This is a genomic window from Marinomonas sp. 15G6-16 (assembly GCF_055809555.1).
Window position 1 is genome coordinate 1,255,094 of record NZ_CM147916.1, and the last position, 24,959, is coordinate 1,280,052.

The window sequence follows — 24,959 nt, forward strand, 5'->3', positions numbered from 1 at the left end:
TTAAGTTGCCCAGATTCTAGGCTCACACGCTGTTTTTCCCGTCAATACTGGGCGAATGTCTCGCCAACATTGAATAAATAACTGTTTCATTTGCTCAGAATCATCATGCACACTTCGCACCATAATGTATTCGTCTACCAAGCTTGCTCCACTTAAAGAGACGTGATTCGTACAATGTGTGCGGAGTTTATCAATCAACTCATCATGATTTGCATTTGCATCAAATGGGCCGGCGATCATCAGACCGTTAATTGGGTTACCATCCAAGCCAGCTTTAGCATGAAAAATATCTTGGCTGTCTTTGTCTATCACAAAACGCTCACGCACTTTCAAACGGCCGTTTTGTCGAATTTGAAAACCCTGTTCAGCATGCCCTTCTCCAAAACTCGCTTTGTTAGCAGGCAATCCAAAACAAGTAATTTCCCAGCCAATAAACTGTGCGTTTTCTTCTAGGTCGATGCAATTTTCAAGTCGGGTATGCGCATTAGGGTAAAGAATGGTTTCCTGTGGAAGCCATTCCATCAGGCTATTTTTCCCCACATTTAATTGAGTAATTTGGTGCTGTAAGGTTTTGTCTTCACGAGCTCGATACACTCGTCCAGCACCGGGAGTGGTTATCAGAACATGAGTATTTTCAGCCAAATTCGCAGTAATCGTTAAACGATCACCTGACACCAAACCACCTGGTGGATGCAATAAATACACATGAGCTGTCTCAGCGCCTTCAGGATAAAAAGGCTTTTGTACATACAAAGGCCCTTTATGATCGCAAGTTTTTAATACTGTACCGCGTGCTGTCTTACTAAAGCCTAAAGTAAGAAAGGCATGCCATTGGGAAACCGTCAAAGCTATACCGCCAAATATTGTTTTATCAAAGTATCATTCAAATTTTCCATTTTATCTGATGCAACAATACGTCCTTTTTCCATTAATCGAAACTCTTTGCCCACTCGTCTTGCGAAGCCAAGTTTTTGTTCAACAAGAATTACCGTTAGGCCTTCCTCTTCATTGAGCTTAAGAATAACGTCACCAATTTGTTTCACTATATTCGGCTGAATACCTTCATTTGGCTCATCAAGAATCAATACTTTCGGCTCTAACACCAAGGCGCGGCCAATCGCCAGTTGCTGCTGTTGACCACCCGATAAATCCCCACCGCGACGATGCAACATGTCTTTTAGCACGGGAAATAATTCAAAGATTTTTTCAGGAATGTCCTTTGGGCTGTCATCTGTTCGCTTACCACGGACAGGCAAACCAATGCGCAGGTTTTCCTCTACCGTCAGCATAGGAAAAATATCTCGCCCTTGAGGCACATAACCAATACCAGAATAAGCACGCTTCTCTGCACTTTGCTTATTCAACTCAGCCCCTTCCATAGTAATTGCACCACTTTTGATGGGTAACAATCCCATAATGGCTTTTAGCAAGGTGGTTTTCCCAACACCATTACGCCCCATGATGCAGGTAATCGAGCCTGCTTCGATCTCTAAATCTAAGCCCCAAAGAATTTGAGTACCGCCGTAAAGTTGGTCAACATTATTAATTGAAATCATGCGTTTGCTCCCTCTTCTACCGCTTCTTCTCCTAGGTAAACTTCTATCACATCTTTATTGCTTTGGATTTGATCCATAGTGCCTTCCGCCAATACAGAGCCCTGATGCAACACAGTTACGGTTCTTGCAATACTACGAACAAATTCCATATCGTGCTCAACCACGATAACAGTTCGCTCACCAGCAAGAGAGGTTAGCAGCTCAGCTGTTCGCTCTGTTTCTTGTGCTGTCATCCCAGCAACAGGCTCATCAATCAATAACAAACGAGGGTCAGCCGCCAATAACATACCTATCTCTAACCATTGTTTTTGACCATGGGACAAAGCTCCTGCCAACATAAAACGGTGTTTCGCAAGACCAATGATTTTTAACACTTCATCGATGCGATCAATCTGAGTCGGCGTTAAACGAGAAAACAAAGTCGGCAATACACCCTTGTCCGTTTTTAATGACAATTCCAAATTATCAAACACCGTTTGTTCTTCAAACACAGTCGGCTTTTGGAATTTGCGACCGATTCCCAGCTGAGCGATAGCAGCCTCATCTTTGTTCAACAAATTATGGTTCTGACCAAAGAAAACCGTGCCAGAGTCACATTGTGTTTTCCCTGTAATCACATCCATAAGCGTGGTTTTACCCGCACCATTAGCACCGATCAAACAACGTAACTCACCATCATTCACATAAAGGTTAAGATTGTTCAGCGCTTTAAAGCCATCAAAGCTCAAATTCAAATCTTCCACGTATAAAATCATCTGATTGTCTACGTTTACCTTACTTTGAGCTGGCGCTAAAAATGGCCAAACTTGGTCACGACGAAACGTTTCACGAAAGCTCTCAACTGTGTTTTCAATTGCACTCATGCTTCAGACTCCTGTGCTATTTTCGGGCGACGTTTAGCCATCATTTGTGCGTATAACCCCATCAATCCTTTTGGCAAATACAAGGTCACCAAGACAAACATGGCACCCAATGCGAACAACCAAGCATCAGGTAAAATAGCGGTAAATCGTGTTTTAGCGTAGTTCACTAGAATTGCACCAATCACAGCACCAATCAAAGTGCCTCGACCACCCACTGCCACCCAAATCACCATCTCGATGGAGTTGATTGGCGAGAATTCCCCCGGATTGATAATGCCAACTTGCGGCACATACAAAGCACCAGCAATACCAGCGATCACAGCAGAATAAACAAACAACCAAACTTTGTAGCGGTCTGTGCGGTAACCAATGAAACGCGAACGGGATTCTGCATCGCGAATGGCTAACACCACTTTACCGAAGCGAGAAGCCAAAATGCGCTGACTCACAACAAACAGTACTGCCAATAAGAAAGCTGTAATCATAAACAAGCTCACTCGAGTCGAATCCGCTTGCAGGTCAAAACCGATAATCTCTTTAAAGTCGGTCAATCCGTTATTGCCACCAAAGCCCATTTCATTGCGGAAAAATGCCAACAACAAAGCGTAAGTTAGCGCTTGCGTCATAATCGATAAATACACACCCGTCACTCGTGAGCGGAAGGCTAACCAACCAAACACAAAAGCCAATAAACCAGGCACGGCTACCGCCATTAACATAGCGAACCAGAATTGATCCATGCCTAGCCAAAACCAAGGCAACTCTTTCCAATCCAAGAACACCATAAAGTCTGGTAGCAAAGGGTCACCGTAAACACCACGGTCACCTATCTGACGCATTAAATACATTCCCATTGCGTAGCCACCGAGCGCAAAGAAGGCTCCGTGACCTAGGCTCAAAATGCCACAGTATCCCCAGATAATGTCCACTGCTAATGCCAACATGGCATAACAAAGATATTTACCCAACAAGGTGATGGTGTAAGTACTCACATACAACGCGGAGTCTTCAGGTAAAAACAGATTCGCCGCAGACGCTAACAAAGAAACCACTAACAGAATCACTACAAACGGCAGCGTATGTTTGCCCGTTGAGCGCCCTGCGGAAAACCATTCTTTAAGACGTGTCATTCTGCCGCCCTCCCTTTTTGTGGAAAGAGTCCTTTAGGACGTTTTTGAATAAAGAGAATAATAAACACCAAGACAATAATGGCTGCGAGAACGGCACCCGTTGTTGGCTCTAGGAACTTGGTTGCAATACCTAAAGAGAACGCCGCTACTAATGTTCCCAATAAGTTACCAACACCACCAAACACTACTACCATGAAAGAGTCGATGATGTACGCCTGACCTAAGTTTGGTCCTACGTTGGTTAATTGGCTGAGAGCAACGCCCGCGATGCCTGCAATACCCGACCCAAGGCCAAATGTCATCGCGTCTACCCAATGGGTTTTCACGCCCATGGCTTTTGCCATGTTTCGGTTTTGCGAAACCGCTCGAACATTCAGCCCCAAAGAGGTTTTGCGCAAGACGATAACCAAGGCAATAAACACCAACAAAGCAAAGGCTAAGATGTACAAACGATTCAGAGTCAAAGATAAGACAGGGTTAATTTCCCATGAACCACTCATCCAGCTTGGCGTAGAAACCTGACGGTTCAGTGGAGAGAAAATGGTTCTCACCAACTGCTGTAAAATCAAACTGATACCAAACGTTGCTAACAAGGTTTCTAATGGTCGGCCATGCAAATGTCGAATAACCAGACGTTCAATCAGTACACCCATTAAACCGGATACAAGAAAGGCCGCTGGAATCGCCACCCAGATAGAGTAATCAATGTAGTTCGGCATAATCAGCTGAACCACATAAGTCGTGTAGGCTCCCAACATGATCATTTCGCCATGAGCCATATTAATTACGCCCATCACACCAAAAGTAATCGCTAAACCAATAGAAGCAAGTAAGAGCACTGACCCTAAGCTCAAACCGAAAAAGAGCTGATCAACAAATGCAAAACGCTCTGCTCGTTGTGCAATTTTATCTAATGCCGTCGTCGCGGCTTTTACCACCGCTGGGCTTTCATCTTTTGTTAACTTAGTTAGAAGGTTTCGAACATCGCCTTCTAAACTTGAAGACAAACGCTCGATCGCCGCAACTCGATTTGAAGCGGCCAATTCTGTAGAAGAAGCAGTATGCATAGACAAAGCTAAGCCCATTGCTTCTTTTACCTTGCTATTCGTTTCATTCGCGTACAAAGATTCAATTAAATCAACCGTGTCAGAATCCAGCTTAGATAAAAGCTCTCGCACTGCTGATTCTCGTACAGCTGGCGACTTTGCTGTTAATTGAATCTGCGCAATGGCATTACGCAAGTAGCCACGTAACGTGTTGTTTACACGAATTTTCTTTACGTCCCGTGTACTCAAATCAGGTACAACTACTTGGCTAAATACGTCTTTATAAACGGTATCGCCCTGTTCGTCTGATTTACCGACCAAAGACTTATCTGCTTTTATGTAGTACAGATCGCCACCTAATAAGGTATAGAAAAGCGGCAATACCGCCTCACCTTGAAGCTCAGCTAGCTGATCTAGAATCGGTGCCATTTCTTTGAATTTTGCGTCTGTAAGCGCAGTAAGCAAAGTTTCTTGTTGGCTAACTTCAGCGGCCTGTACTGAAAAGGATAAGAGCCCAAAAAGACAGCAGCAGAGTGCAATTAAATGTCTCAAGGTCATACTCCATGTATTAAGAAAAGGGGGAACAAAAAAGGCTCTCAGACCCTATAAGGTAGAGAGCCAATGTTTGCTGGGAAGCAAGTAACTTAGTAGTTCTGACCAGAACACGCTTTGGTTTTCGTGTTGTAGTTACCGCACTTGATTGGCGCAGTCCAATCAGAAATTAAGTCTTTAGAACCTGGTAAGAAGTCAGACCAAGCATCACCTGGAACAACACCGTCCGTTTCCCAAACCACTTCAAACTGACCGTCATCTTGGATTTCACCAATCAGAACAGGTTTGCTCAAATGATGGTTTTTGTTCATCACCGCAATGCCACCAGTTAAGTTTTCTGTTTCTTGGCCAATCATGGCTTGTTCAACTGCATCTACGTCAGTCGTACCAGCTTCAGTAACCGCATTCGCCCACATTTTGAAACCAATATAAGTCGCTTCCATTGGGTCGTTGGTTACGCGATCTGGATTATTCGTGAAGGCTTTCCACTTCGTGATAAATTCTTCGTTTTCATCACTCTCAACACTTTGGAAGTAGTTCCATGCCGCTAAGTGACCAACCAAAGGCGTCGTATCTAAACCGGACAACTCCTCTTCACCAACAGAGAAGGCAACAACTGGAATGTCTTCCGCTGAAATACCTTGGTTACCTAACTCTTTGTAGAAAGGTACGTTCGCATCACCATTAATAGTAGATACAACGGCTGTTTTCTTACCTTCGCTACCAAACTTCTTCACATCAGAAACAATCGACTGCCAATCAGAGTGACCAAAAGGCGTGTAGTTGATCATGATGTCTTCCGCCGCCACACCTTTTGCTTTCAGGTAAGCTTCAAGAATTTTGTTGGTTGTACGTGGGTAAACATAATCCGTTCCCGCAAGAACAAAACGCTCAACATCCAATTCATTCATCAAGTAATCAACCGCTGGGATCGCTTGCTGATTCGGCGCAGCACCTGTGTAGAAAACGTTTTTAGAAGACTCTTCCCCTTCGTACTGAACTGGATAGAACATCAAGCCGTTTAATTCTTCCAATACAGGTAAAACAGATTTACGTGATACAGATGTCCAGCTTCCGAAAATCACGTCTACTTTTTCTTGCGTCAAAAGCTCACGACCTTTTTCCGCAAACAAAGGCCAGTTCGATGCAGGGTCAACCACAACAGCTTCAAGTTTCTTACCCAGCAAACCGCCTTTTTTATTTTGCTCTTCCACCATCATTAAGACAGTGTCTTTCAATGTCGTTTCAGAAATCGCCATGGTGCCAGACAAAGAGTGCAATACACCTACTTTAATGGTGTCAGCCGCCATGGAAGGAAGTGCGATCAAGGTTGCACCGGAAAGTGCTATCGCAGAAGCAAGAGTCTTGATTTTCATAATTGAAGCCGTCCTATTGTGATTTATAATTTGTATTGAGTAGTGATAGAAAGTCCCAAGCGGATTAAGTACCGTCGAAACATCAATATCAGTCCATTCAGTATTCAGAAATCACAATAAGAAAGGTATGCGCGAAATGACCTAGAGGTATACGTCATTTGACGTATGTGAACAATAATCGAGAATTCCACACTTCATGACTATTAAATAGTAAGCAGTCGAAGGATAATCGTTACATTAACTAACAATAATTTAAGGAAGAGTATGTTTAATCAAGTTGTCAGTATTTTGTTTCCAATACTAGGATTAGCATTCGCAGGCTTATGTGTAGGACGTTGGATTAAGCCGGACTTCCGACCTATCAATCGAGTGAATATGGACGTTTTTGTCCCTGCACTGACCTTCTCTTCTCTTGTTGTTATGCCGCTTGATATAAGCCAAATACCTCTATTAAGCGCCTCACTTTTCGCTGTTATCATTCCGGGTGTATTGATGATACCGGTATGCTACTTCCTCAAGATCAGGTACAAGGTGTGGGCGCCGCCGCTGATGTTTCGAAACAGTGGAAATTTAGCAATTCCTCTGTTCACGTATGCTTTTGGTCAAACGGCTGTCGCGCCTGCCGTTATGTTATTTGTCGTGTCATCTTGTCTTCACTTCAGTCTTGGCTTAGCCATTGTTAGCAAAGGCATTTCGCTTTTACAGCTCATTCGCATGCCAATTTTTGTCTCCGCTGTTTTGGCTCTGACACTCAACTTGATCGGCGTGGGAATTTGGGAACCTTTACTGAATGCAACCACTTTACTAGGACAAGCCGCCATTCCTATTATGCTTGTGTCTTTGGGCGCTCAAATGTGCAATATGCGCTTGAGTGGACTAAAGACAGGTCTAATGTGTACCGGATTATCTCTGGTGACGGGCGGTATTTCATTTGGATTAATTTACCTGTTTATCCCGCTCTCTACGCTACACCTTCAAATGATGCTGCTTTTCACTCTTTTCCCACCAGCCGTACTCAATTACATGCTGGCAGAACGTTTTGATTTAGAGCCTGAACGCGTCGCGTCCATGGTGTTATTCAGTAACTTTTTTTGTGTCATAACACTTCCCGTTATGCTGGCAATAGCTTTATCATTCAATTAGGTAAACCACTACACAAATAAGGTATGCGCAGTGTTTTTTACATCCTTCAAAAATGTCATTTTTATGCTGACACTTGTACTAATGACAGGATGCTCAAGTTTAAATATCAGTTGGTCAGACTGGGCAAAGGACATTGCCAAAGAAGATTGTGATGCTTACAACCGTGGAACAGCGCAATTTGATGAGTGTTCCGAACGTGTTGATATGCTTTACGAAGAACATTACTCTATCAAAAGCCAAGATAAATGAGCCCTTAAACCTCTCGATATTCAATAATAGCTTGAGGTTAACATTGAAAAATCGATCTGCGCTCAATCATAAGGATGTAATATGAAGCTTGTTAATTTTTTGACTGCACTGTTTCTTATCATTTCAGCACCAGCACTGAAAGCTGAAGGCAATCAACCCACTCAAATACAAAGCGTACAAGGTACTGTGGCATCTTCCCAAGCTAGCGCTCTAGCAGCTTCAGCCGGTGTGATAGGAAACACCCTCACCATTGCTGTGCTTGTCAACGCCTCCGCTATCATCGTCACCTCAGCGATTGCAACATCAGAAGACGACTCAGGCGTAAACGTAAATACAACGACAAGATAAAAAGCCGCCATTCATTACTATGATTCAATTTCCCCGAATCATGACCCAATTTCATTACCTTTCTTGCGCCATTATGTTTGAATAGCGCGATCTCAATTTCACTATACAAAGACCATAATGAAGCACTCAACTTTATCAAATCTGACCTTGTTAGATGGCGGCATTGGTCGCGAGCTTAAACGTATTGGCGCGCCTTTTTCGCAACCACTTTGGAGCGCGCAAGCTCTACTTGAAGCGCCGGAGTTTGTTGCCCAAGCTCATCAAAACTTCATCGCAGCGGGTGCAGAAATCATCACAGTGAATAGCTATGCTTGTGTGCCTTTTCATCTTGGTGAAGAGCTCTATAAAGAACAAGGTGCTGCTCTTGCAGAGCAAGCGGCCATCATTGCCAAAGACGTTGCCAGTAAAGCCACTCAAACTGTACAGGTAGCAGGTTCGCTTCCACCACCACTTGGTTCTTATCGACCAGACTTATTCGAAAAGAAAAAAGCTCATGACATTTTAACGACGCTGTATGAAGCTCAAGACGAATACGTGGATTTATGGATAGCTGAAACCATCGCCAGTATCAAAGAAGCCAGCGTCATAGCCCATGTTTTAAAAGACTCCGCCAAGCCTTGTTATTACGCTTTCACATTGAGTGATGAAATAGGTGAGACTGCCACATTGCGTTCAGGAGAATCGGTTTCTGATGCCATAGAAACACTCTTAAAAGAAGCGCATTTGAGAGGAGGAATAGACGGCATTTTCTTCAACTGCTCCATTCCAGAAGTGATGAAACAAGCCATTCTCGATACGAAAAGCGTCTTAGAAAAGCATACAAAAACACTCAACATTGGCGCCTACGCCAATAGCTTCAAGCCCATAGTCCAAGGCCATGAAGCCAACCTCAATATACAAGGCTCCCGCGATTTATCACCGAAAGAGTATCTAGACTACGCGAAAGAATGGCACAAGCTTGGCGCCAATATCATCGGTGGTTGCTGTGGGATTGAGCCGAGCCACATCAAAGCGCTCCAAGAATGGAAGCAAAAGCTTTAAAGCAACGCCGTACAAGAAGCACATGAAAAAGCCTAGCATGCTAGGCTTTTGTTTCTTTCTTTAACCAATCATAGATTTAGAAGCTTAAACTACAAGCTTACTCGCCTGTCATCATTAAGCTGGAATGGGAGAGTCCATATTGGAACTCTCAGCAATGAAGCTTACCGCAGGATGCTCTTTCAGCTGTGAAATGATTTTTGGACTCTGATCATGAGTCACATCGATAATGACAATGACTTCACCATTATCTAAGTGTCGATCAAAGACACTTTTAAAGTAAGCGTCATAAGAATCACAAACTATAGCCGCCAGTACTTTAGTTGCGATGAAAGCAACACCGCTCACCAAAGCCAACCACAATAGATTCTGTATTGTGATTTCCATTACTCCAAGTCCAATAACAAGAATCAGTGCCAGTACGCAAAAAGCAAATAAACCTGCACGACTACGAGAAGTGAGTAGCTTTGTATTTTCAAAACTATTGCCACCATGAAGGTGGTGGGAAAGAATTCCTTTATCATCCCGAGATAAGACAAAAAAGTGTTCATCATCAACACCTTGCTTATGAACCTCATCAGATATCAACTCTGCATCATCAAGGTCATTCGTGCTATAAAATAGACGTTTCATAGTACCCTCCCGACATTCAGCCATTTGGAATTTTTATTAGCTGGGTAAATTTAGTCTGGTCGATAATCAGGGTTTTGCAATTATTTTGTTTAAAAATTAAACAGAGATAACATTTCTTTTCAAAAGGGTGGATAGGAATATCGACTCTCCAAAAACAAAAAATCCCTTTAAGACTCTCGCCTTAAAGGGATTCTAAAACGCTTTTTATGAACCAAAGAAATTAGTCTTGGTTGATAAAGTAGTTAATCACGTAAGCTGGTAATTCTGCCGCAGGAACAACGATTTGTTCCATTGTGTCACGGTCACGAACGGTAACTGGTGCGCCTTCTTTCTCGATAGAATCAAAGTCGACTGTCACACAGATTGGTGTACCGACTTCGTCATGACGACGGTAGCCTTTACCTACGTTACCTGTGTTTTCATAAAGAATACGACCCAAGCCCAGTTTTTGAAGCTTGTTTTTAAGCTCTTTCGCTAAAGCAACAATCTCTGGCTTGTTCTTTTTAAGCGGCATAATCGCTACTTTAATCGGCGCTAGATGTGGCTTGAATTTAAGAACAGTACGAGTCGAGCCGTTTTCCAACTCTTCTTCTGTGTAGGCTTCAGTCATGACAGCCAACAAACCACGGTCAAGACCAGCAGAAGGCTCGATACAGAAAGGCACTTCCCACTTGTTCGCTTCTAAATCACGAACCGCCAACTTAGACGTTGAGTGTTCATTCTTCTTAACCTTTGCAGACAGGCCGAATTCTTCTTGAGCTTTGGTGTGAGAACCCAAATCGTAGTCTGTACGGTTGGCAACACCTTCTAACTCTTCAAAACCATGTGGAAACTTGTACAAGATATCCACAGTTGATTTTGAATAATGGGCAAGATCATCACCTGTAACGTATTCAAACTCGATATTTTCTTCCGTTAGACCTTGATCCAACCACCATTGCTTACGCGTCTTCACCCAGAATTCGTGCCATTTTTCGTCTTCACCCGGCTTACAGAAGAATTCCAATTCCATTTGTTCGAATTCACGAACACGGAAGATGAAGTTACGTGGTGTGATTTCGTTACGGAAAGACTTACCAATTTGCGCAATACCAAAAGGCAAAGAACGAGAAGTCGAATCCACAACGTTTTTGAAGTTAGTGAAGATACCTTGAGCCGTTTCTGGACGAAGATAAGTGTAAGACTCTTCATTCACCATTGGGCCAACGTTGGTTTTGAACATCAAGTTGAAATCGCGAGGTTCCGTTACTTTGTCAGAACCACAGTTGTCACAGATTTTGATGTCTTTCATGTGGTCGGCGCGCATACGAGATTTACACTCGTGGCAATCAACCATTGGGTCAGTGAAAGTATCTTCATGACCAGAATATTTATAAACGTTTTTGTTTTGGATAATCGCAGCATCCAAACCTTCTACGTCGTCACGTTCGTAAACCATCGAACGCCACCAAGCCGCTTTTAGGTTGTTTTTCAACTCAATACCTAACGGACCGTAATCGTAAGCACCTTGCATACCACCGTAGATTTCACTGCCTTGGAAAATAAATCCGCGACGTTTACAAAGAGAGACGAGTTCATCCATTGTTTTAGCTGGCATTTCTAAACACACCTTAAGCAAAATTCGTTAAAAAAGACGTAAAACCAAGCGATTCTACGTTCAAGCAATCGTTATAGCCGTACATTGTACTCTTTGCCCGTATTTCGCTCAATGGCGATTCATCTAGCAGATAGAGGGTAAAGCTATGTAAAAAGCACAAGAGAAGACGATATAAGCTGGCATTTATAGAATAATTCGTATAAAACTCTTTCATACACTATATTTGCACATTGTTTTAATACTGGATTTTCTTTTCATGCGTACGTCTGCTTCCACACACCCTATTGTTCTCGCTTCCTTTGGGGTCGTCCCTTTTGTCTTTGCCACTTATTTGAGTTGGTCAAACGGCACCTTATTCGGCGTCTCTGGACTAGAGCTATTCATCACCTACAGTGCCATCATTCTCAGTTTTATGGCAGGGACTTTGTGGGGGCAACGTATCCATAAAGACATTAATTCCTTGAGCAAATATGTACTGATCTCAAGTAACATTATTTCTCTTGGCGCTTGGCTTTCTCTATTAATTAACGTTCCGGTTCTTTCCATCGCGTTATTATTTTTAGGCTTTATTAGCTTATTTTGGGTCGAAGCTAGGTCATTAAAACAAAGCGAATCCTCTGATGCTCGCTATCTAAATATGCGGTTTTTCCTGACTATCATAGTCTGCGTTTTGCACCTACTTGTGCTCTACCCACATCAATAAATCCAATCAAATTTGATCTAACTTTCCTTTGGTCGCGTATCAATACTCTCTGATCTAAACAAATTAAAGACGATAGAGTATTGATCATGCTGACGATTTTTTATGATGGTTATTGCCCACTTTGCACAGCAGAAATGAACTTGCTGCGGGATTTAGATAATCAAAAAAAGCTTATACTTGAAGACATTCACGCTGCTGATTTCTCCGAACGTTTTCCCCATATTGATCCAATCCAAGCCGATAAAATACTTCATGGACAACTGCAAAACGGTGAATTGATAAAGGGTTTAGAGGTTACTTGTTTGGCTTGGAAATTGGTTGGAAAGCACAAATGGATGCAAGTGTTACGTTGGCCTGTGATTCGTCTTTTTGCAGATCTTGGCTACCTATTTTTTGCCCGTTATCGCCACTCTATTTCATCCTTTGTCACTGGTAAACCACGCTGCACATCCTGCCAAAAGGAGCTTTAACATGTCATCTTTTTACGCCCTCATCATTGGCGCTGGCAGCACTATTGCTCAAGCAGCCATAGAGCAATTCGAACAAAACCCAGATTGTCTTGGTGTGTTTGCGGTAAGTCGATCTTTACCCCATGAAGATAGCGACTCAGCCAAAGTCGAGAAAAAAGTCCGCTGGTTCATCTGCGATAATTCCGAGTCGAGCATCCAAGACGTCGTCCAACAGATCAATCTACATTCCCCAAATATCACGAAAGTACTGATCTGCAACGGCGTATTACATGGTACGCAGCAGAATAACGAAACCATGATGCCTGAGAAAAAACTAGAAGATATTAACGCTGAACAATTGGAAGCCGTTTTCCATGCAAACACCGTGGTTCCTATGCTTTGGCTCAGTAAACTTGTGCCTTTAGTAAAAGGCAAAGAAGCAACACAAGTGGCATTATTCAGCGCCCGAGTTGGCAGTATTTCAGACAATAAATCGGGGGGCTGGTACAGTTATCGCGCCTCCAAAGCTGCATTGAATATGCTGATTCAAAACAGTGCTATCGAATACGCTAGAAGAGCCAAAAACGTCAAACTCATTGCTTTCCATCCGGGCACAACAGACACGCCATTATCCAAGCCTTTTCAGCGTTCAGTACCTAAAGACAAGCTCTTTACACCTGAATTTGTGGCTTCTCAGCTATTAGCCATTATGGATTCTGTCGAGATGAATGCCATTGAAGGGCACTCCATTGAAGGGAATAAAAATGCAGCGTTTTTAGATTGGAATAACCAAGCAATCAATTGGTGATTGCTTGGTTTCTTCATCGAGCGTTGTCAGGAAAGATTAAGCTCTGTAACGACGAGTTGGATCAGACGCTTTCGTCGTTTGGTATTCGTTAATCGTTAGCTGCTCAAGTGCCACCGCAATCCAACCACTCACCAACATATCAAACCAAGGCTCAACGCCACTACAAGCCACAACAATGTTGCCGTAAACAAATGAGCCGTAGAACAACACGTCGCCTTCACGCAAAGAAGAAGGGTGAAGCGTTTGATGATCAATATTTGAAACCGAATCACGCCATGCTTGTGCCGCTTTATTACGTGCTAATTCATCAAACGGCGCTGGCCAATTTTCTGGCGTACCAAAAGTACACTCGTGCAAAATAGCGTCTTCGAAAGGGGCTTCCCACGGCTTAAGCTGTGGATTCATAATGACAATATGCAATTCTTTGCGGCATGTTTTATTGAACAGCTGATCAATCGCCGGCTTTACAAGGTTTATGGCTTCGATTGCCAAGGCTTTATTATCCATCATTTTTTCCTTTCTAATCAGTAATGTAATCTTTGCTTTAATTTTACTTCAGCAAAGGATCATCTTTTGGTAAGAGTTTTTGAATCCACAAAGCCAACTTATGCTTCATGCTAGGTAAATCTTCTTTATCTGGTGGTAACGCCACAACCAACTTATCCAATACCAAAAGACGATAAATCGCTTCGGTTTTTTCATTGGCCGACATGGTTGCAGAGAAACCATCGTAGCCTCGTTTCAGTGCGTAATTTTCACCAACTTGGATGGCTTTTTTACTAAGCGCCGCCTCATTCTTTATTTTTTTCATGTTTTCCTCATCTTTTGGCTTATTGAATACTTGCCTATGGAAGCACAACTCACGCAATAAGATTGTCGACACACGGAATAAAAACGCGATTAGGACTCGGTTTCAGACTCTATCAGTTTTTTAGAAGTTGCTGAATCTTTCTCACAATAGAAATCCAAAAAACCGCTATAAAACCCTACTCTAGCAGGAAAAGAAACTATTTCAGTATTGGTATATACGACTAAAGGATAAGTGTAAAAACAGAAAAGTGTCGACAATCTATCTTGATAATCGTTTAAAACAGGACTATAAAGAATAATATTGTCAACAATTAAGCTATAAGTCGATTTTATGAGTAACCTTGTTTCTATCAAATCCGCGACCTTGTCAGAAGATCTCGCACAACAGCTAACTAATGCGATTGTGCAAGGCGAAATCCCCCAAGGCAGCAAGATTTCTGAACCGGAACTCGCCAAACAATATGGTGTGTCTCGCGGTCCACTGCGAGAAGCCATCGTCAAATTAGAAGGTTTAGGGCTGGTGACTCGCACTGCAAATGTTGGCGCACGGGTAATTCAATTAAACACTCAAGACATGCTCGACACCTTTACTATGCGCGAAGCATTAGAAGGCATGGCAGCAAGATTGGCGGCAACCACAATGCCAGCCGAAGAAGTGAGCAGCTTGTATGATTTACTCGACAAACACCAAGCCTATCTTGATGACAACCAAGACGAACATTATCTGCAACAAGGCGGCAACGACGACTTTCACTTGCGCATTATTCACGCCAGCGGCAACGCCAAACTCATTCGTCTACTTACCGAAGAATTGTATGCCGTCATTCGTATGTATCGACGTCACACCGCAGACCAACGCAGCGACCCTCGCCAAGCATTACGCGAACACAGAGCCATTTTAGATGCGATCGCCAACCATGAAGGCGACTTGGCTGAATTATTAATGCGACGCCATATTAGTCGCGCAAGCCACTTGTTACAGCAAGCCATGGAGCAAATCGCCCTGGTCTCACCCTAACAAAACCAATAAAAAAGAGAGAACAACGATGACAGCAGATTCTGCAGGCGCTCGTTTTAGACAAGCCGTCGCAACACAATCCCCCTTACAAGTGGTGGGAGCAGTAAACGCATATTGCGCCATGATGGCGGAACAAACCGGCCATCATGCGCTTTATTTGTCTGGTGGTGGTGTTGCCAACGCCTCCTATGGACTACCAGATCTTGGCATGACAGACCTTCACGATGTTTTAGAAGACGTACGCCGTATTACCGCCGCCTCTCAATTGCCTTTATTAGTCGATATCGACACAGGATTTGGCGGCGCATTCAACATCGCCAGAACCATTCAACAGATGGAAAAAGCAGGCGCAGCGGCGGTTCACATCGAAGATCAAGTGCTGCAAAAGCGCTGCGGTCATCGCCCTAACAAAGCCATTGTTAGCCAAAGTGAAATGGTCGATCGAATCAAAGCCTGTGTGGATGCTCGCGTGGATGACAACTTTGTCATCATGGCGCGTACTGATGCTCTCGCCGTTGAAGGCATGGAATCCGCGATAGAAAGGGCCATTGCTTGCGTCGAAGCGGGCGCAGATATGATCTTCCCTGAAGCCATGATCACCTTGGAACAATACCAAGAGTTTGTCGCAGCCGTTAACGTTCCCGTATTAGCAAACATCACTGAATTTGGTGCGACTCCGCTATTCAGTAAAGAAGAGTTAGCCAGCGTAGGAGTAGATCTCGTGCTGTATCCATTAAGCGCTTTTCGCGCCATGAACAAAGCGGCGCTAAACGTGTATCAACATCTATTAAACGATGGCCACCAGCGTGACGTAGTAGACGCCATGCAAACCCGCAACGAGCTTTATGAATTTCTCAACTACCATGAATACGAAGAAAAGCTAGATGCGCTTTTCACTGAACAAAAAGGCTCAGGAAGAAACAACTAAAAGATAGCCAAGATATAAAAAAAGAAAGCAAAACATACTCAGCTGATTTCTCAAAAAAAATAATAAGAGGATAGAAGATGACGAAGATACTTTCTGGCGCTGGCCTGCGTGGCCAAAGCGCAGGTGAAACCGCACTCTGCACCGTTGGCAAAGCCGCGTCAGGCTTAACTTATCGTGGCTATGGCATCGATGTTTTAGCCAGTAAAGCCAGCTTTGAAGAAGTGGCGTATTTATTGTTGTATGGTGCACTTCCAAACCGCGCTCAATTAACCGCCTATGAGGAAAAACTCATGGGATTAAGGTCGCTTCCCGAAACCTTAAAAAAAGCCCTAGAGTTGATCCCGAAAAACGCTCACCCCATGGATGTCATGCGCACCGGTTGCTCTTTTTTGGGTAATTTAGAAGCTGAAACCAACCTTGATCAACAACATCAAGCCGCCGATCGCTTGATCGCCACCTTGCCAGCCATTGTTTTGTATTGGTATCGCTTTAGTCATGACGGTGTTCGTGTCGATACATTGAACGCTCACGTTCCTTCTTTGGCGGGGCATTTCTTAACCATGCTTCATGACATTGAACCGAGTCAATTACACACCCAAGTCATGGACGCTTCTTTGATTCTATATGCCGAGCATGAATTCAACGCGTCCACTTTCACTGCGCGAGTGTGCGCGTCCACCATGTCTGACATGTTTTCCTGTGTCACTGGCGGTATCGGCAGTTTGCGTGGTCCACTGCATGGCGGCGCCAACGAAGCGGCAATGGAAATGATAGAACCTTGGATGACTCCAGACCAAGCCGAAGCTGAATTGCTAAAAAAACTCGCCAACAAAGAAACCGTCATGGGCTTTGGTCACGCTATTTACAGTGAATCCGATCCGCGTAACGAGATCATCAAACAATGGTCGAAAAAACTCAGCGAAGAAGCAGGTGACACTCACCTTTACGCCGTTTCAGAGCGTTGTGAAGCGGTTATGTGGCGCGAGAAAAAACTCTTCTGCAATGCCGATTTCTTCCACGCCAGCGCTTATCGTTTTATGGGCATTCCAACCAAATTATTCACGCCAATTTTTGTGTGCTCACGCGTCACAGGCTGGACAGCGCATGTTATGGAACAAAGAGCCAACAACCGAATTATTCGTCCAAGTGCCGATTATACAGGGCCAGATCATGCGGATTGGGTTGCTATCGACGAACGACCATAAGTCTAATTTCAATCTTTGAACTTTACCTAAAGGACACAAAAATGAGCACCAATGTAGATGTAAATAATCGTCCAGATTACGACCAAGTCATTCAAGACATCGCTGACTATGTGATGAATTTTAAAGTCGAAAGCCAAGAAGCGTTAGACACAGCGCGTAACTGTTTAATGGACACACTTGGTTGCGGCTTACTCGCCTTACGCTTCCCAGAATGCACGAAACATTTAGGGCCAATTGTTCAAGGCACGGTCGTTCCAAATGGTGCGCGTGTTCCGGGTACGTCTTTGTCGCTCGATCCAGTGAAAGCCGCGTGGGATATAGGTTGCATTATTCGCTGGCTAGACTACAACGACACTTGGCTTGCGGCTGAATGGGGACACCCTTCTGACAACCTTGGTGGCATTTTGGCAGTGGCCGATCACCTTTCTCAAGTTCGTTTATCCAATGGCGAAAGCCCTCTTACCATGCGAAAAGTATTAGAAGCCATGGTAATGGCTCACGAGATTCAAGGCGTGATTGCTTTGGAAAACTCCTTTAACCGCGTTGGTTTATGTCATGTTTTATTGGTTCGCGTCGCGTCTGTGGCTGTCGTCACTAAAATGATGGGGGGTGACAGAGAGCAAATCATGGCGGCGATTTCTCAAGCTTGGGTGGACGGCTCCGCCCTAAGAACCTATCGCCATGCGCCCAATGCTGGCTCACGTAAGTCTTGGGCGGCAGGGGATGCGACATCTCGAGCAGTGCGTTTAGCTGATATGTCTATGCGTGGCGAAATGGGTATTCCAAGTGTTTTAACAGCGCCGCAATGGGGCTTCTATGACGTGTCTTTTTCAAAAACCAACAAAGACCAAGCCATCAAACCCGATGCGCAACGCCAGTTTTCTTTCCTTCAGGATTACGGAACTTATGTCATGGAGAACATCTTGTTTAAGATTTCTTTCCCGGCTGAATTTCATGCTCAAACGGCTGCCGAAGCGGCTGTTACCTTGCATCCTCAAGTCAAAGATCGTTTGGCAGAGATCGACAAAATCGTCATTCGTACCCACGAATCGGCAATTCGCATCATTTCCAAATCTGGCCCCTTAGCAAACGCAGCCGATCGAGACCACTGCTTGCAGTACATGGCGGCCGTGCCATTAGCCTTTGGTAACTTGGTGGCTGAACATTACGAAGATGATTTTCATGCGGCGAACCCGATCATTGATGAGCTACGCGACAAGATGGAAATCATCGAAGATAAACGCTTCACTGCCGAATATTTGGAAGCAGACAAACGCTCTATTGCTAACGCCATTCAGGTTTTCTTTAAAGATGGCAGCAGCACAGAAGAAGTGGCCGTCGAATATCCTGTTGGTCACCGCCGTCGTCGCGCGGAAGGCATTCCATTGCTAGAACAAAAATTCAAAAACAACTTGGCAACCCGCTTCCCGAATCGTCAGTGCCAAGCGATTTTCACCTTGTGTAAAGATCAACAAGCACTGGAACAAACACCTGTTAATCGCTTTATGGATTTATTCGTCATTGGTTAAAAGGTATTTTAAAATGCCAAGATGACCTTAAAACGAGGTAAACGACACATAATATTTGCGCAACTTTATGATCTCAGTATGATACTGGGATCATAAGGAGACGTTATGTATTCACCTGATAATTCGACCGTCAATTTAGTAGGCCAGCATCGCCACTGTTTTTTATTGAAGGGCTCAACTAATGAGGTTTTGTCAGATTTCTTACGTTTAACTGAAGCGTTTTCCGCCCCGCTCGTTTGCGCTTACGATGTCAGCGCTTATGACGCACTTATGAATCCATCAACGCCATTCCTCACACGAACTTTCAAACAAGTTCGTCAAGAACTCGGTAGCACTCATGACGCTGTCTTAGTCGATTTAACTCAAGGTATCTCCGCCAGCGTATTGGCTATCTTGTCTGGAACAGTTCGCGGCAACGGCATCTTTGCCATTGCGCTTCCTAGTGATGATTGGCTGTCTTTGGTGGATCAGGATTTGCCTCGCTACTTACCTTGGCCTTATAAACCAGAGCAAATTGATTCCAGCTTTAAACGCTTTTTCTTAAATCATTTAGAAAGCCCAAACTCGCCTTTCCAATCGATAAGCCGAAAAACAATTACAGCCTTACCTGCCCTCATATCTGTTGATGAAAATGCTCCTCTCACCAAGGAACAGGCTCACGCTCAAACTAGCTTGCTAGATCAGCAAGCAGAGTCTTATGTCCTTATTGCTCCTCGCGGGCGTGGTAAATCGACCTTGCTTGGAGACAGCATTGCCAAGTTACTAAAAGCAGGAAAGCGAGTTGCTGTAACTGCACCGAATCAAGCTGCTATCAGCACATTGAAAGCTCGCTTTGAGCATACAGCTCAATCTATCGATCTAAGCCAGAATTTACCGTTTTTCGCCCCTGATGCGTTATTGGCCGATGAAAACCAATGGGATTATTTATTCGTTGATGAAGCTTCAATGATTCCTGTGCCTTTACTCATTGCGCTCAATCAAAAAGCAAAACACAGTGTTTTCAGTACCACAGATTATGGTTACGAAGGCGCAGGAAAAGGCTTTGGAATACGTTTTTGCCAATACTTGAAACAGCTTAATTCGTCATTAAAAGAGCTTTCTTTACAACAGCCGATTCGATGGGGGGAAATGACCCACTAGAGAATTGGATCAATGATTGCTTCTTTTTAGGCGCCATCAACCAAGCCGCTACAGCCCATAATTCAACAGGCTCGAACGAATACCAACAACTTGTAGGCAAGGAATGGCTAGGTAAGACAGAATTATTGGCTCAAACCTTCCAACTTTTAGTGAGTGCTCACTATCAAACTTCGTCCGATAATTTGCGTTGGATATTAGACGATCCTTCTGTTTCCACCTTTTTGTCGTTACAAGAAGATGCGCTGAATAGTGTGGCTATCGTCACGGAAGAAGGCGATCTTCCTGATGCGCTTTGCCTTGACGTCATGCAAGGCACTCGACGTCCAAGAGGACATCTCGTTCCTCAGTCTTTATTGGCTCATGAAGGCATAGCAGACGCAGGGCAATATACTTATTGGCGAATCAGTCGTATTGCCACAGAACAAGCGCAACAAAACCAAGGTTTGGCCAGCGAGCTAATTCGTCATATCGAAGAAGTTGCTAAAGGGCAGTGTGATTTTCTTTGTACCAGCTTTGCAGCAACCGCGGATGTAGTGGCTTTTTGGCTCAAAAATGGTTTTATCCCTGTTCGCCTCGGTACAGGGAAAGACCAAGCCAGCGGCTGTTATTCCTTAATGATGGTCAAACCCATGCACGCCAAAGCCTGCGGTCTCGCCTCATTATGGCACCAGTATTATTGTGCGAACCTCAGTCTCAATTTGTCTAGAGACTATCAAGACCTCTCAGCCGATCTTGTAGAAAAACTTGTTCAATCCACACAAACAACCGGCCTTACAGAAGAAAGCTTGTACCAGAAAGATGTACTCGACCTTACCTTATTCACTCAACATCACCGACCTTATCCAACCATTCGAGCGCAACTAACACGACTTGTTCAAAGTGTCATAGCAAGTGGTCAGCTGACTAAAACACATACTGAATACAACTTACTAAACACCGTTGTTAGTCAACCACATGACAAAATAAACTTTACGCACTTCGGGCTAAAAACGAAGAAGCAAGTAGAGAAGCATTTGAAACAGGTCGTAGGCGAATTGCTTCTTTAAGATGTGGGTGGAATTCCGCCCATTTGAATTTTTTCTATGTGTGTAATCTCCCCCTTTTTTAGCTTTCCATTCAATTCTCACAAACCTTAAAACACCCAATATACGAATATTTTCTTTTTAAATCATAAGGTTGAAATAAAAGTGAAACATTTGGCACGTTTCCTGTAATGACTGAGGACCAAAGCAAATCCGCTTTTATGGTTTGTTTCAGGTGCCGTCTATCTTTTTAGATAGCGCCCAATGAAACTGAAAAAGCGGCTAAACAATAATAAATTCGTTTTTTGGAGTCATATAACAATGAAAAAAATCAGCCTTACTCTGACCTCTCTAGCTCTTGCTCTAACTGCAGGAACGGCTATCGCCAATTGTGATCCAGGCGAGCGCGTTGTTAAATTCAGCCATGTAACAGGCGGTACAACTCACCCTAAAGTCGTTGCAGCGAATAGCTTGGCAGAGCGTGTCAATGCTGAAATGAACGGTAAGCTGTGTGTAGAAGTTTATCCAAACTCAACACTGTTTGGTGATTCTAAAGAGCTTGAAGCTCTTCTATTAGGCGACGTTCAGCTACTTGCACCTTCTCTTTCTAAGTTTGGTTCTTACACTGACAAACTGGGCGTATTTGACTTACCTTTCATCTTTAAAGACATGGATCACGCGATCCGTTTTACCAATACTCCAGCAGGTAAAGACCTTCTTAACGCAATGAAAGACGACATCGGCTTTGTTGGCCTAGGCTACTGGATGTCTGGCATGAAGTACTTCTCTGCGAAGAAACCACTGCTTGTTCCTAGCGATGCAGAAGGCATGAAGTTCCGCGTTCAAACATCAGACGTTTCAAAACAGATGATCGATGCAATGGGTGCTTCACCACAAGCAATGGCGTTCTCTGAAGTTTACGGCGCACTACAAACCGGCGTTGTGGATGGTCAAGAAAACACTTGGTCTAACATCTACACGAAGAAATTCTACGAAGTTCAAGACAGCACAACAGAAACAAGTCACCAATTATTGGCTTACTTGTTCATGACGTCTTCTGAATTCCTAGACAGCCTATCTGACGAAGATCGCGCGCAGTTCTTGCAAATTGCGGACGAAGTGACTCAAGCAGCAAACTTACACGTGAAAGCAGCTGAAGCCGCTAACCGTGCAAACATTCTAAAAGCAGGCGGTAAAATTAATACCTTAACGCCAGAACAACGCCAAGAATGGGTGGATGCAATGGCACCTGTTTGGAAGCAATTTGAGCGTTATATTGGTAAAGATTTGATTCAAGCTGCTGCTGGCGCTTAATCACTTTTTACCCAGCAGTGAGCTGACCTTGTTGCGTTAAAGCAAGGTCAGCTTTTGTGGTTTTACTCTGTGACCTCTCGATATCCATCTTTGTTAGATAGATTCAAAAACACCAGACATTCCCCTTCACTGCTTTGATCTGTTAAGACGCATTTGATTTAGGAGTTCCCATGGCACTTTGGCCGCATCTTTATTTATGTATTTTTATTCTTATTCTTTGGATACTCGAACGCTTATTTCCTAAGGCGATGAACAAAGCAGAAGAAAACCTACTCGTTCTTGTCATTTTTTCCATTATGGCGGTGTCGTTCGGACAAGTTATCGCCCGTTATGGATTCAATACAGGCTGGGATGCAGCACTTGAGTTCAATACGATTGCTTTTTCATGGTTGATTTTATTGGGCATGAGTTACGGCATAAAAACCAATTTGCACCTTGGTGTCGACATCGTTTTGAACGCTGTACCAAAAGGCATAGCGAAAACACTGTCTTTGATCGGCGCAGCTGGCGCCATGCTTTATGGCCTAATCCTATTGGATTCTACTTGGTTGGCGCTATTAGGTATTGATGTAAATGGTGGCGCCATTGCTTACTGGTCGAAGATGTTCAAAATCGGCATAGGCACAGAAGAACTGCGCTACCCTATTTTCATACAAGATATGTTTGACCTACGTCCACGCGTTCAGCGTTGGTTAGTACTGGTTATTCTACCGATAAGCTTAGCCCTGCTGACTTATCGCTCTTTACAAGCCTTTATCGACATCGCTCGCGGCAAACGTTCAAGATTGATCAGTGGACATGAAGCCGAAGACCTTGTGAAAGAAAACCAAAACGTACTAAAAGACTAACGCAGGAGCTTTATTGTGCATTCAATCATTCTATTTTCTATGGTTCTCACCCTGCTGTTTATCGGCTTGCCTGTGGGCATCACGTTGGGCTTATCGTCCATTTTATTCATTACTTTTTTCTCCCATGACTCTTTGTCTTCTGTGGCGATTTCTTTATTTGGTGTCGGTAATCACTACACCTTATTGGCGATTCCTTTCTTCATCATCGCGTCGTCTTATATGTCGACCGGCGGTGTGGCAAAACGTCTGATTAACTTCGCGATCGCCAGTGTTGGTCATTTCCGTGGCGGCTTAGCAATGGCGTCTGTCTTGGCGTGTATGATGTTCGCAGCCTTATCTGGTTCATCACCAGCGACTGTGGTTGCGATTGGTACTATTGCTATCGCAGGCATGACACAAGTAGGTTACTCAAAAGAATTCGCAGCCGGCATCATTGCCAATGCAGGTACGTTGGGCATCTTGATTCCACCTTCTATCGTCATGGTGGTTTACGCGGCATCAGTTGACGTTTCTGTTGGTCGTATGTTCTTGGCTGGGGTTATTCCAGGCTTGATGGCTGGCGGTATGTTAATGTTGGCGATTTATGTTGTTGCTCGTATCAAGAAGCTTCCTGCTGAAGAATGGAAAGGCTTTGGTAACCTAATTCGTGGTGGTAAAGAAGCGGGCTGGGGCTTGTTCCTTATCGTTATCATCATGGGCGGTATTTACGGCGGTGTATTCACACCAACGGAAGCGGCTGTGGTTGCTGCTGTTTACTCTATGTTTATCGCACTTTTTGTCTACCGTGATATGGGACCATTACAAGGTCACGCTTGGGTCAATGAAGACGACGCACCTCATGCTCGTGTTGGGTTTAACGGACTGGTTTATGGTGTCTCTTTCTTCCTTATCTGGGAAATTATGTCCTTCTTTATTTGGGCTGAAAGCGAAACCATAACTGGCGGAGATCGCGCAACATGGGGCGCAATTCTCTCTGTCGCGTTGAGCATTTTCTATGTCTATAAGCGCTCTAGTAAGTTAGACGAATCCATCTTAACTTGTCTTGCGGCTGGCTTCCCTATTTGGGGACGCAACCTGTCTCTTATGACACGCAAATTCTTCCCAACTATGTTTGGTAATGAATCTCGTAAAGTCATGTTGGAAGGCACAAAAACCACCATTATGCTGATGTTCATCATCGCCAATGCTTTGTTGTTTGCTCACACGCTTTCAGCAGAGCGTATTCCGCAAATGATCACCGAATGGATGCTAGGCGTTGGCTTCAACTGGTTCACTTTCTTGATTGCCGTGAACATCTTGTTGTTGATTGGTGGCCAATTTATGGAGCCTTCCGGTCTTTTGGTTATCGTTGCGCCAGTGGTTTTCCCAATTGCGATGGAACTGGGTGTTGACCCGATTCACCTAGGTATCATCATGGTGGTTAACATGGAAATCGGCATGATCACACCGCCGATTGGCCTGAACCTCTTTGTAACATCTGGTATCACAGGAATGAGTTTGGCTCGCGTTGTAAAAGCCGCAATGCCATTCGTTGCTGTCTTGATGGTGTTCTTGATTCTAGTGACTTACATTCCAGCGCTTTCTACTGCCTTGCCTTACAGCATCATGGGACCAGAGATTGTTCAGTAATAACTGAGTGTTTATTCTCAGCTGA

The 24,959-nt window shown here is 44.0% G+C and carries 26 protein-coding genes; 16 read left to right on the forward strand and 10 right to left on the reverse strand.

Annotation, left to right across the window (positions count from 1 at the left end; all coding sequences use genetic code 11):
* The 6 genes from AC0L46_RS06070 to urtA all read right to left on the reverse strand — a co-directional run bounded on the left by AC0L46_RS06070 (position 1) and on the right by urtA (position 6,523).
* A complete protein-coding gene (locus AC0L46_RS06070; protein WP_473506535.1) occupies positions 1–846 on the reverse strand; it encodes an urease accessory protein UreD in 846 nt (281 codons plus the stop codon).
* Positions 847–848: 2 nt separating this feature from the next.
* Positions 849–1,556: an urea ABC transporter ATP-binding subunit UrtE gene (gene urtE, locus AC0L46_RS06075; RefSeq protein WP_317005112.1), complete on the reverse strand. Its 708-nt coding sequence runs from the start codon at positions 1,554–1,556 to the stop codon at positions 849–851.
* Positions 1,553–2,419, reverse strand: a complete 867-nt coding sequence (gene urtD, locus AC0L46_RS06080) for an urea ABC transporter ATP-binding protein UrtD (protein ID WP_473506537.1) — start codon at positions 2,417–2,419, stop codon at positions 1,553–1,555. Before urtD ends, urtE begins: the two co-directional genes overlap by 4 nt.
* Positions 2,416–3,549 carry an urea ABC transporter permease subunit UrtC gene (urtC, locus tag AC0L46_RS06085; RefSeq protein ID WP_473506539.1) on the reverse strand — a complete coding sequence of 378 codons (1,134 nt, stop codon included), beginning with the start codon at positions 3,547–3,549 and terminating at the stop codon, positions 2,416–2,418. The genes urtD and urtC overlap by 4 nt, the downstream gene beginning before the upstream one ends.
* Positions 3,546–5,153, reverse strand: a complete 1,608-nt coding sequence (urtB, locus tag AC0L46_RS06090; protein ID WP_473506541.1) for an urea ABC transporter permease subunit UrtB — start codon at positions 5,151–5,153, stop codon at positions 3,546–3,548. The genes urtC and urtB overlap by 4 nt, the downstream gene beginning before the upstream one ends.
* 86 nt (positions 5,154–5,239) lie before the next feature.
* The gene (gene urtA, locus AC0L46_RS06095; RefSeq protein ID WP_473506543.1) at positions 5,240–6,523 is read right to left on the reverse strand and encodes an urea ABC transporter substrate-binding protein; all 1,284 of its coding nucleotides are present in this window, start codon (positions 6,521–6,523) and stop codon (positions 5,240–5,242) included.
* Between the two features lie 264 nt (positions 6,524–6,787).
* Here urtA and AC0L46_RS06100 point away from each other — a divergent pair, with 264 nt between their 5' ends.
* From AC0L46_RS06100 to AC0L46_RS06115, 4 genes are all read left to right on the forward strand, one after another.
* Positions 6,788–7,666, forward strand: coding sequence for an AEC family transporter (locus AC0L46_RS06100; protein ID WP_473506545.1), 879 nt, complete (start codon positions 6,788–6,790; stop codon positions 7,664–7,666).
* 63 nt (positions 7,667–7,729) lie between these two features.
* Positions 7,730–7,915 carry a hypothetical protein gene (locus AC0L46_RS06105; protein ID WP_473506547.1) on the forward strand — a complete coding sequence of 62 codons (186 nt, stop codon included), beginning with the start codon at positions 7,730–7,732 and terminating at the stop codon, positions 7,913–7,915.
* 81 nt (positions 7,916–7,996) lie between these two features.
* Positions 7,997–8,263, forward strand: a complete 267-nt coding sequence (locus tag AC0L46_RS06110; protein WP_473506549.1) for a hypothetical protein — start codon at positions 7,997–7,999, stop codon at positions 8,261–8,263.
* 117 nt (positions 8,264–8,380) lie between these two features.
* Positions 8,381–9,304, forward strand: a complete 924-nt coding sequence (locus AC0L46_RS06115; RefSeq protein ID WP_473506551.1) for a homocysteine S-methyltransferase family protein — start codon at positions 8,381–8,383, stop codon at positions 9,302–9,304.
* A gap of 114 nt (positions 9,305–9,418) precedes the next feature.
* Here AC0L46_RS06115 and AC0L46_RS06120 read toward each other — a convergent pair whose 3' ends face one another.
* Positions 9,419–9,934 (reverse strand): hypothetical protein, encoded by a 516-nt coding sequence (locus AC0L46_RS06120; protein WP_473506553.1) that lies wholly within the window; start codon positions 9,932–9,934, stop codon positions 9,419–9,421.
* 220 nt (positions 9,935–10,154) lie between these two features.
* Positions 10,155–11,531 carry a glycine--tRNA ligase gene (locus AC0L46_RS06125; RefSeq protein WP_414681327.1) on the reverse strand — a complete coding sequence of 459 codons (1,377 nt, stop codon included), beginning with the start codon at positions 11,529–11,531 and terminating at the stop codon, positions 10,155–10,157.
* Between the two features lie 256 nt (positions 11,532–11,787).
* Between AC0L46_RS06125 and AC0L46_RS06130 the strand changes: the two genes are divergently transcribed.
* The 3 genes from AC0L46_RS06130 (at position 11,788) to AC0L46_RS06140 (ending at position 13,491) form a co-directional block, all read left to right on the forward strand.
* Positions 11,788–12,234, forward strand: a complete 447-nt coding sequence (locus AC0L46_RS06130) for a DUF3429 domain-containing protein (protein ID WP_473506555.1) — start codon at positions 11,788–11,790, stop codon at positions 12,232–12,234.
* An 86-nt stretch (positions 12,235–12,320) separates the two neighbouring features.
* A complete protein-coding gene (locus AC0L46_RS06135; protein ID WP_473506557.1) occupies positions 12,321–12,704 on the forward strand; it encodes a thiol-disulfide oxidoreductase DCC family protein in 384 nt (127 codons plus the stop codon).
* A 1-nt stretch (position 12,705) separates the two neighbouring features.
* The gene (locus tag AC0L46_RS06140) at positions 12,706–13,491 is read left to right on the forward strand and encodes an SDR family NAD(P)-dependent oxidoreductase (RefSeq protein ID WP_473506559.1); all 786 of its coding nucleotides are present in this window, start codon (positions 12,706–12,708) and stop codon (positions 13,489–13,491) included.
* A gap of 36 nt (positions 13,492–13,527) precedes the next feature.
* Here the strand turns inward: AC0L46_RS06140 and AC0L46_RS06145 are convergent, their stop codons facing one another.
* Positions 13,528–14,001, reverse strand: coding sequence for a hypothetical protein (locus AC0L46_RS06145; protein ID WP_473506561.1), 474 nt, complete (start codon positions 13,999–14,001; stop codon positions 13,528–13,530).
* 40 nt (positions 14,002–14,041) lie between these two features.
* Positions 14,042–14,302 carry a DUF5062 family protein gene (locus AC0L46_RS06150; protein ID WP_347983971.1) on the reverse strand — a complete coding sequence of 87 codons (261 nt, stop codon included), beginning with the start codon at positions 14,300–14,302 and terminating at the stop codon, positions 14,042–14,044.
* Between the two features lie 330 nt (positions 14,303–14,632).
* On the opposite strand from AC0L46_RS06150, the gene AC0L46_RS06155 reads away from it, so the two are divergent.
* From AC0L46_RS06155 to AC0L46_RS06195, 9 genes are all read left to right on the forward strand, one after another.
* On the forward strand, positions 14,633–15,319 hold the full coding sequence (locus AC0L46_RS06155) for a GntR family transcriptional regulator (RefSeq protein ID WP_473506563.1): 687 nt from the start codon (positions 14,633–14,635) through the stop codon (positions 15,317–15,319).
* Positions 15,320–15,347: 28 nt separating this feature from the next.
* Positions 15,348–16,247: a methylisocitrate lyase gene (prpB, locus tag AC0L46_RS06160; RefSeq protein WP_473506565.1), complete on the forward strand. Its 900-nt coding sequence runs from the start codon at positions 15,348–15,350 to the stop codon at positions 16,245–16,247.
* A gap of 77 nt (positions 16,248–16,324) precedes the next feature.
* The gene (gene prpC / locus AC0L46_RS06165) at positions 16,325–17,452 is read left to right on the forward strand and encodes a bifunctional 2-methylcitrate synthase/citrate synthase (RefSeq protein ID WP_473506567.1); all 1,128 of its coding nucleotides are present in this window, start codon (positions 16,325–16,327) and stop codon (positions 17,450–17,452) included.
* Positions 17,453–17,493: 41 nt separating this feature from the next.
* Positions 17,494–18,981 (forward strand): 2-methylcitrate dehydratase, encoded by a 1,488-nt coding sequence (gene prpD / locus AC0L46_RS06170; RefSeq protein ID WP_473506569.1) that lies wholly within the window; start codon positions 17,494–17,496, stop codon positions 18,979–18,981.
* Positions 18,982–19,086: 105 nt separating this feature from the next.
* Positions 19,087–20,121 (forward strand): tRNA(Met) cytidine acetyltransferase TmcA domain-containing protein, encoded by a 1,035-nt coding sequence (locus AC0L46_RS06175; protein ID WP_473506571.1) that lies wholly within the window; start codon positions 19,087–19,089, stop codon positions 20,119–20,121.
* Positions 20,100–21,167, forward strand: coding sequence for a GNAT family N-acetyltransferase (locus AC0L46_RS06180; protein WP_473506573.1), 1,068 nt, complete (start codon positions 20,100–20,102; stop codon positions 21,165–21,167). The genes AC0L46_RS06175 and AC0L46_RS06180 overlap by 22 nt, the downstream gene beginning before the upstream one ends.
* Before the next feature lie 297 nt (positions 21,168–21,464).
* Positions 21,465–22,457, forward strand: coding sequence for a TRAP transporter substrate-binding protein (locus AC0L46_RS06185; protein ID WP_414681317.1), 993 nt, complete (start codon positions 21,465–21,467; stop codon positions 22,455–22,457).
* Between the two features lie 170 nt (positions 22,458–22,627).
* On the forward strand, positions 22,628–23,305 hold the full coding sequence (locus AC0L46_RS06190) for a TRAP transporter small permease (RefSeq protein WP_317002726.1): 678 nt from the start codon (positions 22,628–22,630) through the stop codon (positions 23,303–23,305).
* Between the two features lie 15 nt (positions 23,306–23,320).
* Positions 23,321–24,934: a TRAP transporter large permease gene (locus tag AC0L46_RS06195; RefSeq protein WP_473506575.1), complete on the forward strand. Its 1,614-nt coding sequence runs from the start codon at positions 23,321–23,323 to the stop codon at positions 24,932–24,934.
* The last annotated feature ends 25 nt before the right edge of the window (positions 24,935–24,959 follow it).

Bases quoted from the DNA above. Each gene is read 5' to 3' on its own strand.
- prpC (WP_473506567.1), top strand. From the start codon at position 16,325: ATGACGAAGATACTTTCTGGCGCTGGCCTGCGTGGCCAAAGCGCAGGT.
- AC0L46_RS06110 (WP_473506549.1), top strand. From the start codon at position 7,997: ATGAAGCTTGTTAATTTTTTGACTGCACTGTTTCTTATCATTTCAGCA.
- AC0L46_RS06130 (WP_473506555.1), top strand. From the start codon at position 11,788: ATGCGTACGTCTGCTTCCACACACCCTATTGTTCTCGCTTCCTTTGGG.
- AC0L46_RS06175 (WP_473506571.1), top strand. From the start codon at position 19,087: ATGTATTCACCTGATAATTCGACCGTCAATTTAGTAGGCCAGCATCGC.
- AC0L46_RS06185 (WP_414681317.1), top strand. From the start codon at position 21,465: ATGAAAAAAATCAGCCTTACTCTGACCTCTCTAGCTCTTGCTCTAACT.
- AC0L46_RS06125 (WP_414681327.1), bottom strand. From the start codon at position 11,531: ATGCCAGCTAAAACAATGGATGAACTCGTCTCTCTTTGTAAACGTCGC.
- urtA (WP_473506543.1), bottom strand. From the start codon at position 6,523: ATGAAAATCAAGACTCTTGCTTCTGCGATAGCACTTTCCGGTGCAACC.
- AC0L46_RS06150 (WP_347983971.1), bottom strand. From the start codon at position 14,302: ATGAAAAAAATAAAGAATGAGGCGGCGCTTAGTAAAAAAGCCATCCAA.
- AC0L46_RS06135 (WP_473506557.1), top strand. From the start codon at position 12,321: ATGCTGACGATTTTTTATGATGGTTATTGCCCACTTTGCACAGCAGAA.
- AC0L46_RS06120 (WP_473506553.1), bottom strand. From the start codon at position 9,934: ATGAAACGTCTATTTTATAGCACGAATGACCTTGATGATGCAGAGTTG.
- prpD (WP_473506569.1), top strand. From the start codon at position 17,494: ATGAGCACCAATGTAGATGTAAATAATCGTCCAGATTACGACCAAGTC.
- AC0L46_RS06100 (WP_473506545.1), top strand. From the start codon at position 6,788: ATGTTTAATCAAGTTGTCAGTATTTTGTTTCCAATACTAGGATTAGCA.
- AC0L46_RS06140 (WP_473506559.1), top strand. From the start codon at position 12,706: ATGTCATCTTTTTACGCCCTCATCATTGGCGCTGGCAGCACTATTGCT.
- AC0L46_RS06115 (WP_473506551.1), top strand. From the start codon at position 8,381: ATGAAGCACTCAACTTTATCAAATCTGACCTTGTTAGATGGCGGCATT.
- urtB (WP_473506541.1), bottom strand. From the start codon at position 5,153: ATGACCTTGAGACATTTAATTGCACTCTGCTGCTGTCTTTTTGGGCTC.
- AC0L46_RS06190 (WP_317002726.1), top strand. From the start codon at position 22,628: ATGGCACTTTGGCCGCATCTTTATTTATGTATTTTTATTCTTATTCTT.
- urtC (WP_473506539.1), bottom strand. From the start codon at position 3,549: ATGACACGTCTTAAAGAATGGTTTTCCGCAGGGCGCTCAACGGGCAAA.
- urtE (WP_317005112.1), bottom strand. From the start codon at position 1,556: ATGATTTCAATTAATAATGTTGACCAACTTTACGGCGGTACTCAAATT.
- prpB (WP_473506565.1), top strand. From the start codon at position 15,348: ATGACAGCAGATTCTGCAGGCGCTCGTTTTAGACAAGCCGTCGCAACA.
- AC0L46_RS06105 (WP_473506547.1), top strand. From the start codon at position 7,730: ATGCTGACACTTGTACTAATGACAGGATGCTCAAGTTTAAATATCAGT.
- urtD (WP_473506537.1), bottom strand. From the start codon at position 2,419: ATGAGTGCAATTGAAAACACAGTTGAGAGCTTTCGTGAAACGTTTCGT.
- AC0L46_RS06145 (WP_473506561.1), bottom strand. From the start codon at position 14,001: ATGATGGATAATAAAGCCTTGGCAATCGAAGCCATAAACCTTGTAAAG.
- AC0L46_RS06155 (WP_473506563.1), top strand. From the start codon at position 14,633: ATGAGTAACCTTGTTTCTATCAAATCCGCGACCTTGTCAGAAGATCTC.
- AC0L46_RS06180 (WP_473506573.1), top strand. From the start codon at position 20,100: ATGGGGGGAAATGACCCACTAGAGAATTGGATCAATGATTGCTTCTTT.